The following is a 17,789-nucleotide window of genomic DNA, read 5'->3' as shown; positions in this document are numbered from 1 at the left end:
GAGTATTCGTAAAAATGGCGGTGGGACAGAAATCGATAGACAAAGTCTCGATTTCGTAGTCCCAGCCCCGCGAGGATGATTAGGAGCTTTTTGGAGTCTAAAAGACGAACAAAAAGTTCAATCAGCTACCGCGTCAAAGTTTGATTGCTAATAAAAAGTGAGGTCGGAATCTTTTGTCCCAACCTCAATATTATTCATTTAGAAAACTTACTTCTTCTCAATCGGTGCTACACTGGCTAAAAGTTTTTTAAGGCCGACTTCTGGGAAATTGATTTTCAATTCCTGAGTAGATCCATTTCCTGAAACTTCTAGAACAGTTCCTTCGCCCCACTTCTTATGAAGGGCAATATCACCAATAGACCAGCTGGTTTCACTTGAAGTTGATTTTGATCCAGTAGCAAACTGTCCAAAAGGTAGTCCTTTTGAGTCAATTGATCTTGGTGCTGCGTTGCGTTTGCGATCTTGTAGAGCTTGAGCTAGGCTCATGCCTTGACCAAAGGCGACACCACCACTGCTATAAGATGCTTTGAAGCTACTATTAGCTGGACGAGCCAAACCTTGATAAGTTAACAAATCTGAACTAATCTCATTGATAAAGCGTGTTGGGCGATTATAGTTCGTTCGACCAAACAGCAAGCGTGAGTTAGCATTAGTAAAATAGAGAATTTTCTCTGCGCGCGTGATACCAACATAGGCTAGACGACGTTCTTCTTCCAATTCATCCATGTCTTCTGCTGCACGACTAAGCGGAAAGACATTTTCTTCCATCCCAATCAAGAATACAACTGGAAACTCCAGTCCCTTGGCAGCATGGAGCGTCATCAAGGTTACTTCTGATGTTTCCTGACTGCCAGAGTCTGTATCTGCAATCAAGGCCAAGTCATTGAGGAAGCGACTGAGCTTATCTAGTCCAGTTTCCTCTTCCTGATTATCTGGATTATCATCGAAATTCTTGGTAACAGAAAGGAACTCCTCGATATTTTCAACCCGAGCCTTGCTTTCCAAAGTCGCCTGGGCATTGAGAATATCCACGTAGCCTGTCTTTTCCAAGACTGCTTCCACTAACTCAGTAATGCTTAATTGGTCTAGTTGCTCCCTCAAATCCAGAATCATATTTGCAAAATCCCAGATAGACTGGGCTGCCTTACCTTTAATTCCTGATAACATGATGTTAGCTGAGGCATCTAGCATAGACATATTTTGTACGTTGGCAAAGTCACGAATTTTCTCTACTGTTCCAGGACCAATGCCACGTTTAGGTTCATTGATGATGCGTTCAAAACTGATATTGTCACTCAAATTGGCAATGAGATTCAGATAAGCGATAATATCACGAATTTCCTTACGGCTGTAGAATTTTGTTCCACCAACCATGGTATAAGGAATATTGGACTTAAGCAAAGCTTCTTCAATAGTACGAGATTGGGCATTGGTACGGTAAAGAACTGCAAAATCCTTGTGGAGGAAGTTTTGGCTTCGACCAAGTTCATCGATGGTTTTGGCTACAAAGACAGCCTCGTCTTGTTCATCATTAGCACGATAGTAGACAATCTGTTCCCCATCCGCATTTTGAGTCCATAAATTCTTTGGACGGCGATTTTTATTGTTTTTGATAACATCATTAGCAGCTTGGAGGATGGTCTTGGTCGAACGGTAATTTTCCTCCAACAAAACAACTTTGGCTTGAGGATAATCCTTCTCAAAGTCCAAGATATTCTGCATATCAGCACCACGCCAACCATAGATAGACTGGTCTGCATCCCCAACTACACAGATATTTTGAAAGCGTGAAGCCAGGAGTTTAACTAATTGATACTGGGCATGGTTGGTATCTTGATACTCATCAACGTGGATGTACTGGAACTTCTGCTGATAATAAGTCAAAACATCAGGATTTTGGTCAAAGAGACGCAAGGTCAACATGATTAAGTCATCAAAGTCCACCGACTCTGACTGACGAAGTTCTTTCTGATAGGCCGTATAACACTTAGCTACAATTTGCGTGTACATATCTCCTGCCTGGGCAGCATAAGCCACATCGTCAATCAGATCATTCTTAGCATTGGAAATGGTTCCCAAAATGGTGCGTTCATTCCATTTTTTAGGATCCAAGTTCAACTGCTTGAGAATACGTTTCATGAGCGTTCGCTGCTCCCCTGGATCCACAATCGTGAAATTGCGATTATAGCCAATGTGGTCAGCATCACGACGTAGGATACGCACACACATAGAGTGGAAGGTCGCAATCAAACAGTCCTGAGTAGCTGGGTTGAGCCCATAAGCACGCTCCTTCATTTCACGTGCCGCCTTATTGGTAAAGGTAATGGCCAAGATATTCCATGGGTTTACCATCTTTTCATCAATTAAGTAGGCAATACGGTGGGTTAAAACACGAGTCTTACCAGATCCAGCACCCGCCATGATCAGCAACGGACCTTCAGTCGTTTGAACAGCCTCAGCTTGACGGTCATTCATTCCCTTTAATAATTCGTTCATTTTCTCTTCCTTATTCTTCAAGTCAATGTTTCTATTATATCAAAAAAGTTTGAAAATAACTTTTCTCAGAAGCCTTCTGATTATTTTAGTTGGCAAGACAAGAAGAGGCTGGGACAAAAGTCCTAGCCTCTCAATTCTCTTTAGATTGTCGAGCAAGACGCAGTGGTTGAGTAGGGCTCTACTACGCTGATTTCATCAGCTTTTACAGCCCTACTCAACTGTGCGGAGGTGGGACGACGAAATCGAATTCTAACGAATTACCGATTTCTGTCCCACTCTCAGTAATTATTCTATTAATCCTTTATAGACTGCAAAAGCGTCATTAGGGCTTGGGCAGAACGACGTCCTGCTTCTACGATAAATTCATCAAAGGAAACGGATGCTTCATGGTTGGCATTGTCACTCATGGCACGAACGACTAAGAAAGGTAGGTTCAAAGCATGAGCTGCTTGAGCAATAGCTGCCCCTTCCATCTCTACAGCAAGAACTTGAGGGAAGTGCTCTTTTATCGCTTTGATTTTATCTTCTCCAGCAACAAAACTATCTCCTGTCGCAATCAAACCTAAATGCCAAGTTTGTTCCAGTTTAGACAAACTCTCTTGAATCAAACTGATAAACTTTTTGTCTGATTCAAAATAGAGAGGCTGTTGAGCCATTTGACCGTAATCATAGCCAAAGGCAGTCACATCAACATCGTGATAGGCAAGCTTGTCTGCAATCACTACATCGCCTACTGCAATCCCATTTGCCACTGCACCAGCAGATCCAGTATTAATCACTGCATCCACCTGAAAGTGATCCGCTAAGATAGCGACACTCATAGCAGACATGACTTTTCCGATTCCACTCTCTACAAGTACAAGCTCGGCAGAACCAATCTTACCAGTATGATAGCTGTTTCCCAGAACCTTTTCTTCGCTGGCATCGTCCAAGTGTTGAATCAAGTAAACTAGCTCTTCTGGCATAGCTGCTATAATTCCAATTTTCATGATAGACCCCTTAAATAAATCTCATTGCTAGAATCAACAAAATCAAGAGAAAAATAACTGCAAATAGAATTTTATTCAATTTAGAATTAAAGACATTTCTCTTAGTATTTTCAATCCGACGACTTTTGTGAATAGAAGGTTCAACTTCGATGGTCAGTGTATCCTGGCTAAAACCATGATCTCTGGTTCGTGAATAGCCAAAATTTTGAGAAGAAGTCGGTAAAATCTTAGTTTCCTCATCATCTAGCAAGGGAGGACCTGAGATGTCCTCTCCTCGATTGGCACGTTCAATCATTTCATCTGTTAATAAAGGTTTACCCATGGGTTCCTCCACTATTTTTTTGTAATTCCCAGTACTGGATAGCCATGATGGTCTTGGCATCACAAATATCTCCTGACTGGATCAGTGCTTTAGCTTGGTCAAGAGTGACTTCAAGTAACTCCAAAGTCTCATCTTCATCCTGAGGACGAGGATTTTCAACTTTTGTCAAATCGCTTGCCAAGTAAAGTTTTAAGCGCTCGTTACAAAATCCAATCGCTGAGTAAAAATCATAGAGAAGGCTTAATTTTCCAGTATAGGCTGCCTCTTCCTCTAATTCACGAAGGGCTGCTGCTTCTGGTTCTGCATTCTCCCCGATTTCAAGTTTACCTGCAGGAATTTCATAAGAAACTTTTTCAATCGCCTTGCGATATTGTTTAACAAGGACAATCTTATTTTCTGGAGTGACTGCAAGGACACAAACTGCTCCATTGTGGAAAATCAAATCACGTTGCGCTCTACCTTTGCCAGAAGGTAGTTCAACCTGGTCTTGAACCAATTGGAAGATCGGTCCTTTATAGATTTCTTTACGACTTATAGTCTTTTCTTCGAATTCCATCGTTAGCTCCTATTTATTATTAGGATGATGAGGGAGGCGAGTTGCATATTCATCCTTATTGACTTGACGACCTCGTCCAATAGCAATGGCATCAGCTGGGACATCTTTAGTAATGGTTGAACCTGCTCCAACAAGAGAGTTATCTCCAAGTTCTACTGGAGCAATGATAGTTGAATTAGATCCAACGAAAACATTGTTTCCAATGGTTGTTTTAAACTTGTGTTGACCATCGTAATTTACAGTAATCGTTCCTGCACCGAAGTTGACATCACTACCAACCTCACAGTTACCAATATAAGTTAAATGACCTGCCTTGGTATTTTCACCAATGCTTGAACCTTTGACTTCAACAAAGTTTCCAATATGCACATCTTTTGCAAGGCTTGATCCTGGACGGATATGAGCATAAGGGCCAACTGTAACGCCATCAGCAACTGAGCTTTCCTCAATCATTGAATTGGTAATCACTGTCCCTGAACCGATACTACTATCAAAGATATAAGTTCCGTTGGTCAAAATAGTTCCTGCACCAATCTTACTAGAACCTTTGAGGGTTACATTTGCTTCGATTTGAACTTCTGGAGCGATCTCAACATCAATGTCAATGTAAGTAGCTTCAGGATTCACAAAACTAACCCCATTGACCATATGCGCTTGGTTAATACGGCGACGCATAATACCTTCAGCTGTTGCAAGGGCAACACGGTCATTTACACCTAGACTCTCATCGAAGTCTTTAAGAGTATAAGCGCCGACTTTCTCTCCTGCTTCACGGAAAATGCCGATGACATCAGTGATGTAGTATTCGCCTTGAGCGTTGTTGGTATTGATATTTTTCAAAGCTTCAAAGAGACGAGCATTATCAAAGACATAGGTTCCTGTATTGATCTCCTTGATTTGTTTTTCAAAATCAGTCGCATCCTTCTGCTCCACGATACGAAGCACTTCAGCATTCTCGTTACGAACAATACGACCATAACCAAACGGATCTTCAGCTTCTGCAGTAAGAATTGTAGCTACGTTCTTGTGATTAACGTGGAAATCAATCAAGTTCTTTAGACTTTCACCGGTAATTAGTGGTGTATCACCAGCAATAACCAATGTTTGTCCGGAAAGTCCTTCAAGAATTGGCTCAGCCATCATAACCGCATGACCAGTTCCTAATTGCTCAGACTGTCTTACAAAATCAGTTTGACCAGCTAAAACTTGCTCCACTAATTCTGCCTTATGACCAACAACCGTTACTGTTTTTTCAGGCTTGATTGCCCCTACACTACGAAAAACATGCTCCAGCATAGAAATTCCTGCAACCTTGTGCATGACTTTTGGTAGATCTGATTTCATACGAGTACCTTTACCCGCTGCTAAAATAACTGCATAATTTGACATATTTTTCTCTTTTCTATAGAAATTCCCTTATATTATATCATAAATTTGTTCATTCAAACACAAAAGAGGGCAAATGCTTTAAAACATCGCATTCTCTACATGATTTCGAGTATTTTTTTTTGATTTTTTTCACCATTTACGATACACTATAAAAGTATGAGAAAGAAAATAAATCCTGTTTTTATTTTTACTGTATTAGCGACTATCGTGGGTATTTTAATCATTAACAGACCCAAGTTTGAAGACCATCCAGTCAAAACAAAGCAAAATCCAGTTCAAGTAGAAACTCAAGCTTTACATAATATCAACAAGCCGATTATTGATGTTTCTGGCTGGCAAAGACCATCTGAGATTAATTATGACACCTTAACTCAAAATATTTCAGGTGCGATTGTTCGGGTTCATAGTGGAGCTCAAGTTTCTGAAGAAAATGACGCTGCCTATAAAAATGGAGTCGATAAGGCTTATAAAGAACATATCACTGAATTCCAAAAACGGAATATTCCAGTTGCTGTTTACGCCTATGTAGCTGGAAAAAATGTCGAAGAAATGGAAAAAGCTGCTGAAGCCTTCTATAACGCTGCTTCTCCTTACAATCCTAGCTACTATTGGTTGGATGTTGAAGAAAAGACAATGTCTGACATGAATCAGGGAGTTGAGGCCTTTCGTGCCAAATTAGCTTCATTGGGAGCAAAAAATATTGGTATCTATGTTGGTGTTTACTTTATGGAGGAACATAGTATCAGCGTTGATAATTACTCGGCTATCTGGATACCTTCCTATGGAACCAACTCAGGTCACTATGAGAGTGCTCCAAAAACAGATCTTAGCTACGACCTTCACCAATACACTTCCCATGGAAATCTTGGTGGATTTGAACATCACCTCGATTTGAACCTTATTTCTTCATCAAAGAACAAGGAAGAAACCTTTAGAAAATTGTTTTTAAATCCTTAATCACTATCACAATAAGCAAGTCAGACATTGCTTTCTGCTTGCTTTTCTTTATTTTTCAGTATTAAATCACTGTTTTATCTATATAGAATATAAATCTCGGAGGCCCTCTATGTTATCATGGCTATCAAAAATTATTAAAGGAATTGTAATCGCCCTAGGTTTCATTCTACCAGGGATTTCTGGTGGCGTTCTTGCCGCTATCTTGGGAATTTATGAGAGAATGATTCGTTTTCTTGCTCATCCTTTTAAGAATTTAAAAGAAGATGTGCTCTTTTTCCTTCCTGTCGGTATTGGGATGTTACTGGGCATCGGACTTTTCTCTTATCCAATTGAGTATCTTTTAGAAAATTATCAAGTTTATGTATTGTGGAGTTTTGCTGGAGCTATCATTGGTACCATCCCAAGTCTTGTCAAAGAATCAACTCGTGATTCTGATAGAGATAAGGTTGACCACATATGGTTTTGGGCAACCTTCATCATCTCAGGTCTTGCCCTCTACGCCTTGAATTTTGTAGTTGGTTCTCTATCTGCAAGCTTCCTTAACTTTACACTGGCTGGTTGTTTGTTGGCGCTTGGAATTTTGGTTCCAGGGCTTAGTCCTTCCAATCTTCTGTTGATTCTTGGCCTTTATGGCCCTATGTTAACAGGGTTCAAAACTTTTGATTTGTTAGGAACCTTCTTACCAATTGGGATTGGGCTTCTTATCACTCTGATTATCTTTTCAAAATTCATGGACTACGCTCTTCGCCTATATCACTCACGTGTGTATCATTTTATCATTGGAATTGTACTATCAAGTACCCTCTTGATTCTTATTCCAAACGCTGGCAATGCTGAAAGTATTAGTTACAGTGGTTTGTCACTAGTTTCATATGTACTGATTGCTTTCTTCTTCGCACTAGGGATTTGGTTGGGAATCTGGATGAGTCAATTGGAGGATAAGTATAAATAATGGCAAAAAAAGTAAAAGTTAAGAAAACCTTGGTCCAACAAATTTTAACCAAGGCAGGAATAAACCATACGGGTATTCAAATTAATGCCTTGGAAGGTGAGATGCCTCAAGGTTATGAAAAGAGTCAAATTTTCAAGACTCTAGCACTTCTGGGAGATAAGACTGGACCCATTATCGGCATCCTTCCTATCACTGAACACCTTTCTGAAAAGAAACTGGCTAAGATTTCTGGTAATAAGAAAGTCAGCATGATTCCACAAAAAGACCTAGAAAAAACAACAGGCTATATCCACGGTGCCAATAATCCAGTTGGGATTCGTCAAAAACATAACTATCCTATCTTTATCGACCAAACTGCGCTTAAATTAAATGAAATGATTGTTTCTGCAGGGGAGGTTGGTCATAGTATCATTATCAATCCTCAAGATCTAGCACCCTTTGTTAAAGCTGAATTTGCAGATATCTTGGAGGCAAGTAACACATGAAATTCTATTTTATTCGTCACGGTAAAACACTTTGGAATCTTGAGGGACGTTTTCAAGGAGCAAGTGGTGACTCTCCACTCCTTGAGGAATCCATTGAGACCTTAAAAAAATTGGGGCAGTATCTCCAAGAAACTCCATTTGATGTGATTTATTCTAGTGATCTTCCTCGGGCTAAAACTTCTGCTCAAATTATCCAAAGTCAACTGAAAGACAGCTGTCCTATAGTAGAAATAGCCTCTCTAAGAGAGTGGCAACTCGGGAAACTTGAAGGAGCAAAATTTGCAACCTTAGAAGCCATCTATCCCGAGCAATTAAAAGCTTTTCGTACCAATCTAGCTAAGTTTGATTCGACTTTGTTTGGTGCAGAGTCTGTCTATCAAACAACTCAGCGTACCACTCAATTTGTCAAATCATTAGAGTCCAAACCTTTTGAACATGTCATGATTGTTGGTCACGGAGCCAATCTCACAGCCAGTATTCGAACTCTTCTAGGATATGATACTCCGCTACTTAGAAAAGATGGGGGTCTAGCAAATGCTAGTGTTACTATTCTGGAAACCCAAGACTTTACAAACTTCAACCTATTAGTATGGAACGACACTTCTTATCAAGATAATAACTGAACTTAACAATCACTGTTAAGTTCTTTTTAGATTTTGTAGAATATCCGTGAATTTATTTGACTTTTATGATAAAATGGGAGTATCGCAAAAAAGACTCATCGTATCAAGTATTGAGTAAAAACTAGGAGGAAAAAATGTCAACAGAACATATGGAAGAACTAAATGACCAGCAGATTGTTCGCCGTGAAAAAATGGCTGCGCTCCGCGAACAAGGAATCGACCCATTCGGTAAACGATTTGAACGCACTGCTAACTCACAAGAATTAAAAGATAAATATGCTGACCTCGATAAGGAACAACTACATGAATTGAACGAAACTGCTACTATTGCAGGTCGTCTTGTTACCAAACGTGGTAAAGGTAAGGTTGGATTTGCCCACCTTCAAGACCGCGAAGGTCAAATCCAAATCTACGTTCGTAAAGATGCTGTCGGTGAAGAAAACTACGAAATCTTTAAAAAGGCTGACTTAGGAGACTTCCTTGGTGTCGAAGGTGAAGTGATGCGTACAGATATGGGAGAACTCTCTATCAAGGCGACTCATATCACGCACTTGTCTAAAGCCCTTCGTCCATTGCCTGAGAAATTCCACGGACTTTCAGACGTTGAAACTATTTACCGTAAACGTTACCTTGATTTGATTTCAAACCGTGAAAGCTTTGAACGCTTTGTTACTCGTTCAAAAATCATTTCCGAAATCCGTCGTTACCTTGACCAAAAAGGCTTCCTTGAAGTGGAAACACCTGTTCTTCACAACGAAGCAGGAGGTGCTGCAGCTCGTCCATTCATCACTCACCACAATGCTCAAAACATTGACATGGTGCTTCGTATCGCGACTGAACTTCACTTGAAACGTCTTATCGTCGGTGGTATGGAACGTGTTTATGAGATTGGCCGTATCTTCCGTAACGAAGGAATGGATGCTACCCACAACCCTGAGTTCACTTCTATCGAAGTTTACCAAGCTTATGCAGACTTCCAAGACATTATGGACTTAACTGAAGGCATTATCCAACACGCTGCTAAATCAGTTAAAGGTGATGGTCCAGTCAACTATCAAGGAACTGAGATCAAGATCAATGAACCATTTAAACGTGTACACATGGTTGATGCAATCAAGGAAATTACAGGTGTTGATTTCTGGAAAGATATGACTTTGGAAGAAGCTAAGGCAATCGCTGCTGAGAAGAAAGTTCCAGTTGAAAAACACTACACTGAAGTTGGTCATATCATCAATGCTTTCTTTGAAGAATTTGTTGAAGAAACTTTGATTCAACCTACCTTTGTCTATGGTCATCCAGTAGCTGTATCTCCACTTGCTAAGAAGAATCCTGAAGATGAGCGCTTTACCGACCGTTTTGAACTCTTCATCATGACTAAAGAATACGGAAATGCCTTTACTGAGTTGAATGACCCAATCGACCAGCTTAGCCGTTTTGAAGCTCAAGCCAAAGCCAAAGAACTTGGTGACGATGAAGCGACAGGCATTGACTACGACTACATCGAAGCCCTTGAATACGGTATGCCGCCAACAGGTGGTTTGGGAATTGGTATCGACCGTCTCTGCATGCTCCTCACTGATACTACTACTATCCGTGATGTATTGCTTTTCCCAACTATGAAATAAAATACAAATCTCCTAGTCACATTCTAGGAGATTTTTTAGTATTAATATAAAAGACAAACTCGATTTTGAGCTTGTCTTTTTGTTGTTCAATTAGAATAATCCAAGAACAGTTCCATCACTTTCAACATCCATGTTGAGAGCAGCTGGTCGTTTTGGAAGTCCTGGCATGGTCATGACATCACCAGTTAAGGCAACGATGAAGCCTGCGCCAAGTTTTGGTACCAATTCACGAATAGTAATTTCAAAGTTTTCAGGGGCTCCAAGAGCATTTGGATTGTCTGAGAAACTGTATTGAGTTTTTGCCATACAGATTGGCAATTTGTCCCAACCATTTTGTACGATTTGTGCGATTTGAGTTTGAGCTTTCTTCTCGAAATTTACTTTGCTACCACGATAGATTTCAGTGACAATCTTTTCAATCTTTTCTTGAACAGAAAGGTCGTTGTCATACAAACGTGTATAGTTAGCTGGGTTTTCGTCAATTGTTTTGACGAGAGTTTCAGCCAAAGCCACTCCTCCTTCAGCTCCATCAGCCCATACGCTAGCTAATTCAACTGGAACATCGATTGAAGCACAAAGTTCTTTCAAGGCTGCGATTTCAGCTTCTGTATCAGATACAAATTCATTGATAGCAACAACTGCTGGAATACCAAACTTACGGATATTCTCAACGTGGCGTTTCAAGTTTGCAAATCCAGCACGTACTGCTTCCACATTTTCCTCTGTCAGAGCATCTTTAGCAACTCCACCATTCATTTTAAGGGCACGAAGAGTCGCTACAATGACTACTGCATCTGGTGAAGTTGGCAAGTTTGGAGTTTTGATATCCAGGAATTTCTCAGCACCAAGATCTGCACCAAAACCTGCTTCTGTCACTGTGTAATCTGCTAAACGTAGAGCCGTTTTCGTTGCCAAAACTGAGTTACAACCATGGGCGATATTGGCAAATGGTCCACCATGTACAAAGGCAGGTGTTCCATAGATGGTTTGAACCAAGTTCGGTTTGATAGCATCTTTCAAAATCAACGCCAAGGCACCTTCAACCTGTAGATCACCCACTGAAACAGGTGTACGGTCATAACGGTAACCGATAACGATATTGGCCAAACGACGTTTTAAATCTTCAATATCAGTTGCCAAGCAAAGGATAGCCATGATTTCTGAAGCCACAGTGATGTCAAATCCATCTTCGCGTGGAATACCATTAAGTGGACCACCAAGTCCAACTGTCACGTGACGAAGAGCGCGGTCGTTCAAGTCAACCACACGTTTCCAGAGAATACGACGCTGATCGATTCCAAGCTCATTTCCTTGGTGCAAGTGATTGTCAATCAAGGCAGAGAGAGCATTATTTGCAGTTGTAATAGCATGCATATCACCAGTAAAGTGAAGGTTGATGTCTTCCATTGGTAAAACTTGTGCATAACCACCACCAGCAGCCCCACCTTTAATCCCCATAACAGGACCAAGAGATGGTTCACGGATAGCAATCATGGTTTTCTTACCAATCTTATTCAAAGCATCAGCAAGTCCGATAGTGATAGTTGATTTTCCTTCACCAGCAGGTGTTGGGTTGATAGCTGTAACCAGGATCAATTTACCGACTGGATTACTTTCCACTTCACGAATCTTATCAAAGCTTAGTTTAGCCTTATATTTTCCATACAACTCCAAATCATCGTATGAAATACCAAGTTTCTCAACAACATCAACTATTGGTTTTAATTCGATACTTTGTGCAATTTCAATATCTGTTTTCATAACAAACTCCTCTACCTCAAATGTGTTAATTCATTATATCATAAAATAAGATTTTTAACAGTCATAAAGCTTGATAACGTTCGTAAATATAGCGTCCTCAAAGGATTTATTGGTTACTATTTAAATTTTTATATGCATTTATAAGTTTTAACTATAGTTTAAAGTTAGGATTTTACATAATATTTTATCGCTTTCATTTTACTTACTGCTCATTTTTTTGTACAATAGTTCTATGAAAATTTTAGTTACATCTGGTGGTACAAGCGAAGCAATAGATCAAGTTCGCTCCGTTACCAATCACTCTACTGGTAGACTTGGTAAAGTAATAACTGAGACTTTACTAAATGCTGGTCACCAAGTTTGTCTGATTACTACGAGACAAGCATTAAAGCCAGAACTACACCCGAATTTGACTATGATTGAAATCCAAAACACTTCCGATTTACTCCAAGAGATGAAACGAATTGTCCCTGATTATCAAGTCTTGATCCATTCCATGGCAGTCTCTGACTATAGTCCTGTTTACATGACTGGTCTCGATGAAGTTCAAGCAAGCCAAGATTTAAGTGATTTTTTGCATAAGAAAAATACGGAAACAAAGATTTCTTCTAAGGATGAGGTGCAAGTCCTATTTCTCAAGAAAAACCCAAAGATTATTTCTCTTGTTAAAGAATGGAATCCAAGTATCCATCTCATTGGCTTTAAACTCCTTGTCGATGTTACTGAGGAGCATCTGATTCAAGTCGCTAGAGAAAGTCTTAAAAAGAATCAAGCTGATTTGATTGTCGCTAATGACCTCACTCAGATTAATGCGAATCAGCACCTGGCTTATCTAGTAGAAGAAAAGGATTATCAGATTGCTACTAGCAAGCAAGAAATTGCTAACTTTTTAGTCAAGAGAATTCAAGGATTTGACTGTTAGAAAGGAAAATTATGGCTCGTATTACAATTGCTATTACTGGATCTATTGCTGCATATAAGGCTACTGATTTGGTTAGTAACTTGAAGAAACAGGGGCATTCTGTTACGGTACTTATGACCCAGGCTGCAACTGCCTTTATCCAACCTTTAACCCTTCAAGTCTTATCTCAAAATACAGTTCATCTCGATCTTATGCAGGAACCATATCCTGACAAAGTCAATCATATCGAGCTTGGCAAAGAAACAGACTTATTTATTCTTGCCCCTGCAACTGCTAATACGATTGCAAAACTAGCACACGGTTTCGCAGATAATATGGTGACTGCTACCGCTCTTGCCTTGCCCCACTATGTTCCAAAACTAGTGGCACCTGCTATGAATATCAAAATGTATGACCATCCAGCAACTCAAACAAACCTAAATACTTTGGAAACTTATGGTTATACAATTATTTCTCCTAAAGAATCCCTACTGGCCTGTGGCGATGTAGGACGGGGTGCTCTTGCTGATCTTGATACTATTTTACAACTGATAAAGGAAAAACTTCATGAACAAACGCTCTAATATTGCTCCTATTGCTATCTTTTTTGCCAGCATGATCGTCATTCATCTGCTGAGCTCTATTGTCTTTAATGTCTTGCCATTTCCAATTAAACCAACCATTGTCCATATTCCAGTCATCATTGCTAGTATCATCTACGGGCCACGGATTGGAGCCATCTTAGGTTTCTTGATGGGGATGATTAGCTTGACAGTCAATACAATCACAATTCTCCCAACCAGCTACCTTTTCTCTCCATTTGTACCAAACGGTAACATCTACTCCCTAGTTATTGCGATTGTACCACGCATCCTTATTGGTTTAACTCCATACTTTGTCTATAAACTCCTCAAAAACAAGGCTGGGCTCATCTTCGCGGGAGCACTCGGTTCCCTCACAAATACTGTATTTGTACTAGGCGGAATCTTCTTCCTCTTTGGAAATGTTTTTGACGGAAATATCCAAAAACTATTAGCTACTGTTATCTCAACAAATTCTATCGCAGAACTCATAATCTCAGCAATACTTACCCTAGTTATTGTTCCGAGACTTGAAAAAATCAAAAAATAAGAGGTCGGGAGAATCCCGGCCTCGATTTTTATTTACCCCAAGTAACTGACTCTGTATTTAATTAAGATTACAGACTCCTAAAAGTCCCTTTGACGAAATTATCGAAAAACTTGATTGTAAAGACTCACCAATATGGGAAAAAGCTTCAATCTTGGAAAAATAATTACTTTCCCATAGCCTTTTATCTACTTATTATTGGGCTAGACGTGCTTCTTCTAAAATCTTTTCAATCTTTGTTGTCAGCAAATCGATAGCTACTGTGTTGGTTACTCCTTCTGGAATAACGATATCTGCATAACGCTTTGTTGGCTCAATAAATTGATGATACATGGGTTTTACCACACCAAGATACTGGTCAATAACGCTATCCAGGCTACGACCACGTTCTTCCATATCACGTTTAATACGGCGAATGATACGAACATCATCATCTGTATCTACGAAAATCTTGATATCCATCAAATCACGAAGTCGTTTGTCCTCCAAAACCAAGATTCCTTCTACGATAAAGACATCCTGAGGTTCTTGACGGTAGGTTTTAGAACTTCTAGTATGGGCAGCATAATCATAGGTAGGAATATCAACTGGACGACCTGCCAACAACTCTTTGATTTGCTCAATCATCAAATCAGTATCAAAAGCAAAAGGATGGTCATAGTTGGTCTTGATACGCTCTTCAAAGGTTAAATGAGATTGATCTTTATAGTAGGAATCATGCTCAATCATAGAGATTTTCTCATTTGGAAAATGTGACAAGATTGCTTTAGATACACTTGTCTTTCCTCCTCCAGATCCACCTGTTACTCCGATAATGATTGGTCTATTTTGCATTGTAGCCTCCTTGTTTTTTCCCTTGTCTATTTTACCATATTTTTGATAAATTTTACAGATGGAGTTTTCTAGAAAATAGAAGAAAAAATCCTCATAGCTAGAAGCTACAAGGATTTGTAATTGATTAATCGAAGTTAACGTATTCTTTAGAAAGTTCAAGAACTTCTTCCATTGTTGAACATTCAGTAAGAGCACGGTTAGCGTATTCTTGCATTTTAGCAGTGTCGAGTTTCTTCATCAAGCTACGTGTACGAAGTACAGATGTTGCTGACATAGAGAACTCATCCAAGCCCATTCCGACAAGAAGTGGAACAGCTGTTTGGTCACCAGCCATTTCACCACACATACCAGCCCATTTACCTTCAGCGTGAGCTGCTTTGATAACGTTGTTGATCAAACGAAGGATTGATGGGTTGTATGGTTGGTAAAGGTATGAAACTTGTTCGTTCATACGGTCTGCCGCCATTGTGTATTGGATCAAGTCGTTTGTACCAATTGAGAAGAAATCAACTTCTTTTGCAAATTGGTCTGCAAGCATAGCTGCTGCAGGAATTTCGATCATGATACCAACTTGGATGTCATCCGCAACTGCAACACCTTCAGCAAGAAGGTTAGCTTTTTCTTCATCGAAGACTGCTTTAGCTGCACGGAATTCTTTCAAAAGCGCAACCATCGGGAACATGATACGCAATTGACCGTGTACAGAAGCACGAAGAAGAGCACGGATTTGAGTGCGGAACATTGCATCTCCTGTTTCAGAGATAGAGATACGAAGAGCACGGAATCCAAGGAATGGGTTCATTTCATGTGGCATATCGAAGTAAGGAAGTTCCTTGTCACCACCGATATCCATTGTACGGACAACAACTGGTTTACCGTTCATTCCTTCAAGAACAGCCTTGTATGCTTCGTACTGCTCGTCTTCAGTTGGGAAGTCTTGAGAATCCATGTACAAGAACTCTGTACGGTAAAGACCGACAGCTTCTGCACCATTGTCATTAACACCTTCAACGTCTTTTGGAGTACCAATGTTTGCTGCCAATTCGAAGTGTTTACCGTCAGCAGTAACTGTTTGAGCATCCTTCAAGAGTGCCCACTCAGCTTTTTGTTGAGCGTAAGCTTCACCAGCTGCTTTAAACTCAGCCGCTTGTTCGTCAGTAGGGTTAATAATCACTTCACCTGTAATACCATTAACGGCAAGTAGGTCACCATCTTTAACGATTTCAGTGATGTTGTTTGTACCCAAAACTGCAGCGATTTCAAGTGTACGAGCCATGATAGCTGAGTGACTTGTACGTCCACCAATGTTTGTTACAAAAGCTTTTACAAAGTTTTTGTCCAATTGAGCTGTATCAGATGGAGTCAAGTCGTGAGCAATCACGATTACTTCTTCATTGATAGAAGCTGGGTTTGGCAATTTTTTACCAAGGAGGTTAGCCAATACACGTTTTGTTACGTCACGGATATCCGCTGCACGTTCTTGCATGTATGGGTTGTCTTCCATGCCTTCGAAGATTGTGATAAACATATCTGTAACTTCTTTCAGACCTGCTTCTGCATTCACTTTCTTAGCACGGATAGTTTCTTTGATTTGACCGATCAATTCAGGGTCAGCAAGAACCATCAAGTGGGCGTCAAATACTTGTGCCGCTTCTTCACCAAGCGTACCTACAGCCTTCTCGCGGATAAGAGAAAGCTCGTTTTGAGAAGCTTCAAGAGCAACATCCAAACGAGCCTCTTCTGCATTTGTATCTTCGACTGTAACAGTCTCGAATGATAAATCCGGTTGAACGAGTAGATATGCTTTTGCAACTGCAACACCGTCAGATGCTGCGATTCCTTTAAGCATTTCTGTCATTTCCTTATGCCAATCCTTCTTTTTCCATTGTTTCTGAGATTGCAGCGATAGCGTCATCAGCGTCTGCACCTTCAGCAGTGATTGTAACGTCAGCACCTTGACCAACACCAAGGCTCATTACACCCATGATAGATTTAAGGTTAACTGATTTACCTTTGTACTCAAGAGTGATATCTGAAGCAAATTTGCTAGCAGTTTGTACCAACAATGTTGCTGGACGTGCGTGAATACCTGTTTCTGCCACTACGTGGAAATCTTTAGAAGCCATAGTTTGACTCTCCTTTAATAGTTTTCTTGTTGAGTTACATATCTGATAACCCTTACAATTTAGTATTATATCACCTTCATTGATATTTTTCAAGTATTTTATGGACTTTCTTCAATTTCCTTTCAGATAACTTGCTGAAAATCTTCTATTAAATCTAGCAAAACACAGTATGTAGTTTTTGTCGAGACACCTATAATGAAATCATTGCTTTTTCTGTAATTATTTTTCAATGCTACACTATATATTGTGTTTGTTGGTAAAATCAGTAAAATAAGTACACAAGATTTAGTTTTAGAAAGTTGACAAAGTTTTTTTTTCTGATATACTAAGAAAGTAATAATTTTTTAAAGAGGAGTTACAGAAATGGTAACCGTATATTCTAAAAACAACTGTGTCCAATGTAAAATGACGAAACGTTTTTTAGACAGTAATAATGTTGAATATAAAGAAATCAATCTTGATGAACAACCTGAATACATTGATCAAGTAAAAGAGCTTGGCTTTAGTGCTGCTCCTATTATTCAGACACCAACAGAAGTTTTCTCTGGTTTCCAACCAGGTAAACTCAAACAACTTGCTTAAGAATCAGGACAAAAGCTTCTATGTCTACCTTAGAAGCCTTTCTTTTGTAATTAGATAAAGGAT

The 17,789-nt window shown here is 39.7% G+C and carries 18 protein-coding genes; 9 read left to right on the top strand and 9 right to left on the bottom strand.

Going from position 1 to position 17,789, the window contains the following annotated elements:
* Window positions 1–207: 207 nt before the first annotated feature.
* The 5 genes from pcrA to glmU all read right to left on the bottom strand — a co-directional run bounded on the left by pcrA (window position 208) and on the right by glmU (window position 5,752).
* Window positions 208–2,496: a DNA helicase PcrA gene (gene pcrA, locus AAFQ93_RS06370; RefSeq protein ID WP_375554956.1), complete on the bottom strand. Its 2,289-nt coding sequence runs from the start codon at window positions 2,494–2,496 to the stop codon at window positions 208–210.
* 293 nt (window positions 2,497–2,789) lie between these two features.
* On the bottom strand, window positions 2,790–3,485 hold the full coding sequence (locus tag AAFQ93_RS06365) for a 5'-methylthioadenosine/adenosylhomocysteine nucleosidase (protein WP_070460397.1): 696 nt from the start codon (window positions 3,483–3,485) through the stop codon (window positions 2,790–2,792).
* Between the two features lie 10 nt (window positions 3,486–3,495).
* A complete protein-coding gene (gene macP, locus AAFQ93_RS06360) occupies window positions 3,496–3,807 on the bottom strand; it encodes a cell wall synthase accessory phosphoprotein MacP (RefSeq protein WP_060955683.1) in 312 nt (103 codons plus the stop codon).
* A complete protein-coding gene (locus tag AAFQ93_RS06355) occupies window positions 3,800–4,363 on the bottom strand; it encodes an NUDIX hydrolase (RefSeq protein WP_375554955.1) in 564 nt (187 codons plus the stop codon). Before AAFQ93_RS06355 ends, macP begins: the two co-directional genes overlap by 8 nt.
* Window positions 4,364–4,372: 9 nt before the next feature.
* Window positions 4,373–5,752, bottom strand: a complete 1,380-nt coding sequence (gene glmU / locus AAFQ93_RS06350; protein WP_375554954.1) for a bifunctional UDP-N-acetylglucosamine diphosphorylase/glucosamine-1-phosphate N-acetyltransferase GlmU — start codon at window positions 5,750–5,752, stop codon at window positions 4,373–4,375.
* 156 nt (window positions 5,753–5,908) lie between these two features.
* On the opposite strand from glmU, the gene AAFQ93_RS06345 reads away from it, so the two are divergent.
* From AAFQ93_RS06345 to lysS, 5 genes are all read left to right on the top strand, one after another.
* Entirely contained in the window at window positions 5,909–6,709 is an 801-nt protein-coding gene (locus tag AAFQ93_RS06345) for a glycoside hydrolase family 25 protein (RefSeq protein WP_375554953.1), read from the top strand.
* A 109-nt stretch (window positions 6,710–6,818) separates the two neighbouring features.
* A complete protein-coding gene (locus tag AAFQ93_RS06340; RefSeq protein WP_045763897.1) occupies window positions 6,819–7,661 on the top strand; it encodes a DUF368 domain-containing protein in 843 nt (280 codons plus the stop codon).
* On the top strand, window positions 7,661–8,146 hold the full coding sequence (locus AAFQ93_RS06335; RefSeq protein ID WP_070460391.1) for an aminoacyl-tRNA deacylase: 486 nt from the start codon (window positions 7,661–7,663) through the stop codon (window positions 8,144–8,146). The genes AAFQ93_RS06340 and AAFQ93_RS06335 overlap by 1 nt, the downstream gene beginning before the upstream one ends.
* Window positions 8,143–8,769: a histidine phosphatase family protein gene (locus AAFQ93_RS06330; RefSeq protein ID WP_375554952.1), complete on the top strand. Its 627-nt coding sequence runs from the start codon at window positions 8,143–8,145 to the stop codon at window positions 8,767–8,769. Before AAFQ93_RS06335 ends, AAFQ93_RS06330 begins: the two co-directional genes overlap by 4 nt.
* A 134-nt stretch (window positions 8,770–8,903) precedes the next feature.
* Complete coding sequence (gene lysS / locus AAFQ93_RS06325) at window positions 8,904–10,394, top strand: lysine--tRNA ligase (protein WP_375554951.1); 1,491 nt, start codon at window positions 8,904–8,906, stop codon at window positions 10,392–10,394.
* Window positions 10,395–10,484: 90 nt separating this feature from the next.
* Here lysS and AAFQ93_RS06320 read toward each other — a convergent pair whose 3' ends face one another.
* The gene (locus AAFQ93_RS06320; protein ID WP_375554950.1) at window positions 10,485–12,155 is read right to left on the bottom strand and encodes a formate--tetrahydrofolate ligase; all 1,671 of its coding nucleotides are present in this window, start codon (window positions 12,153–12,155) and stop codon (window positions 10,485–10,487) included.
* Between the two features lie 232 nt (window positions 12,156–12,387).
* On the opposite strand from AAFQ93_RS06320, the gene AAFQ93_RS06315 reads away from it, so the two are divergent.
* From AAFQ93_RS06315 to AAFQ93_RS06305, 3 genes are read left to right on the top strand one after another with little or no spacing between them, the layout of a single operon-like run.
* Complete coding sequence (locus AAFQ93_RS06315) at window positions 12,388–13,077, top strand: phosphopantothenate--cysteine ligase (protein WP_375554949.1); 690 nt, start codon at window positions 12,388–12,390, stop codon at window positions 13,075–13,077.
* An 11-nt stretch (window positions 13,078–13,088) separates the two neighbouring features.
* Entirely contained in the window at window positions 13,089–13,640 is a 552-nt protein-coding gene (gene coaC, locus AAFQ93_RS06310; protein WP_375554948.1) for a phosphopantothenoylcysteine decarboxylase, read from the top strand.
* Entirely contained in the window at window positions 13,624–14,187 is a 564-nt protein-coding gene (locus AAFQ93_RS06305) for an ECF transporter S component (RefSeq protein WP_001042711.1), read from the top strand. Before coaC ends, AAFQ93_RS06305 begins: the two co-directional genes overlap by 17 nt.
* Before the next feature lie 192 nt (window positions 14,188–14,379).
* On the opposite strand, the gene udk is transcribed toward AAFQ93_RS06305, so the two are convergent.
* The 3 genes from udk to AAFQ93_RS06290 all read right to left on the bottom strand — a co-directional run bounded on the left by udk (window position 14,380) and on the right by AAFQ93_RS06290 (window position 17,144).
* Window positions 14,380–15,018: a uridine kinase gene (udk, locus tag AAFQ93_RS06300; protein ID WP_007555045.1), complete on the bottom strand. Its 639-nt coding sequence runs from the start codon at window positions 15,016–15,018 to the stop codon at window positions 14,380–14,382.
* Between the two features lie 124 nt (window positions 15,019–15,142).
* Window positions 15,143–16,876: a phosphoenolpyruvate--protein phosphotransferase gene (gene ptsP / locus AAFQ93_RS06295; RefSeq protein ID WP_223140924.1), complete on the bottom strand. Its 1,734-nt coding sequence runs from the start codon at window positions 16,874–16,876 to the stop codon at window positions 15,143–15,145.
* A gap of 4 nt (window positions 16,877–16,880) precedes the next feature.
* Entirely contained in the window at window positions 16,881–17,144 is a 264-nt protein-coding gene (locus AAFQ93_RS06290) for a phosphocarrier protein HPr (protein WP_000146952.1), read from the bottom strand.
* 363 nt (window positions 17,145–17,507) lie between these two features.
* Here AAFQ93_RS06290 and nrdH point away from each other — a divergent pair, with 363 nt between their 5' ends.
* Window positions 17,508–17,726 carry a glutaredoxin-like protein NrdH gene (nrdH, locus tag AAFQ93_RS06285; RefSeq protein ID WP_000259242.1) on the top strand — a complete coding sequence of 73 codons (219 nt, stop codon included), beginning with the start codon at window positions 17,508–17,510 and terminating at the stop codon, window positions 17,724–17,726.
* Window positions 17,727–17,789 lie beyond the last annotated feature (63 nt).

It is taken from the genome of Streptococcus nidrosiense, assembly GCF_042140045.1.
In the GTDB taxonomy this organism is placed as follows: Bacteria; Bacillota; Bacilli; order Lactobacillales; family Streptococcaceae; genus Streptococcus; species Streptococcus nidrosiense.
The sequence above is the reverse complement of the archived record's forward strand: the minus strand, read 5'-3'. Positions and strand labels throughout refer to the sequence as shown.

Coding starts and splice junctions, on each gene's coding strand:
- AAFQ93_RS06365 (WP_070460397.1), bottom strand. CDS start 3,485: ATGAAAATTGGAATTATAGCAGCTATGCCAGAAGAGCTAGTTTACTTG.
- udk (WP_007555045.1), bottom strand. CDS start 15,018: ATGCAAAATAGACCAATCATTATCGGAGTAACAGGTGGATCTGGAGGA.
- AAFQ93_RS06355 (WP_375554955.1), bottom strand. CDS start 4,363: ATGGAATTCGAAGAAAAGACTATAAGTCGTAAAGAAATCTATAAAGGA.
- pcrA (WP_375554956.1), bottom strand. CDS start 2,496: ATGAACGAATTATTAAAGGGAATGAATGACCGTCAAGCTGAGGCTGTT.
- glmU (WP_375554954.1), bottom strand. CDS start 5,752: ATGTCAAATTATGCAGTTATTTTAGCAGCGGGTAAAGGTACTCGTATG.
- macP (WP_060955683.1), bottom strand. CDS start 3,807: ATGGGTAAACCTTTATTAACAGATGAAATGATTGAACGTGCCAATCGA.
- AAFQ93_RS06345 (WP_375554953.1), top strand. CDS start 5,909: ATGAGAAAGAAAATAAATCCTGTTTTTATTTTTACTGTATTAGCGACT.
- coaC (WP_375554948.1), top strand. CDS start 13,089: ATGGCTCGTATTACAATTGCTATTACTGGATCTATTGCTGCATATAAG.
- AAFQ93_RS06340 (WP_045763897.1), top strand. CDS start 6,819: ATGTTATCATGGCTATCAAAAATTATTAAAGGAATTGTAATCGCCCTA.
- AAFQ93_RS06335 (WP_070460391.1), top strand. CDS start 7,661: ATGGCAAAAAAAGTAAAAGTTAAGAAAACCTTGGTCCAACAAATTTTA.
- AAFQ93_RS06330 (WP_375554952.1), top strand. CDS start 8,143: ATGAAATTCTATTTTATTCGTCACGGTAAAACACTTTGGAATCTTGAG.
- AAFQ93_RS06305 (WP_001042711.1), top strand. CDS start 13,624: ATGAACAAACGCTCTAATATTGCTCCTATTGCTATCTTTTTTGCCAGC.
- nrdH (WP_000259242.1), top strand. CDS start 17,508: ATGGTAACCGTATATTCTAAAAACAACTGTGTCCAATGTAAAATGACG.
- AAFQ93_RS06315 (WP_375554949.1), top strand. CDS start 12,388: ATGAAAATTTTAGTTACATCTGGTGGTACAAGCGAAGCAATAGATCAA.
- AAFQ93_RS06290 (WP_000146952.1), bottom strand. CDS start 17,144: ATGGCTTCTAAAGATTTCCACGTAGTGGCAGAAACAGGTATTCACGCA.
- ptsP (WP_223140924.1), bottom strand. CDS start 16,876: ATGACAGAAATGCTTAAAGGAATCGCAGCATCTGACGGTGTTGCAGTT.
- AAFQ93_RS06320 (WP_375554950.1), bottom strand. CDS start 12,155: ATGAAAACAGATATTGAAATTGCACAAAGTATCGAATTAAAACCAATA.
- lysS (WP_375554951.1), top strand. CDS start 8,904: ATGTCAACAGAACATATGGAAGAACTAAATGACCAGCAGATTGTTCGC.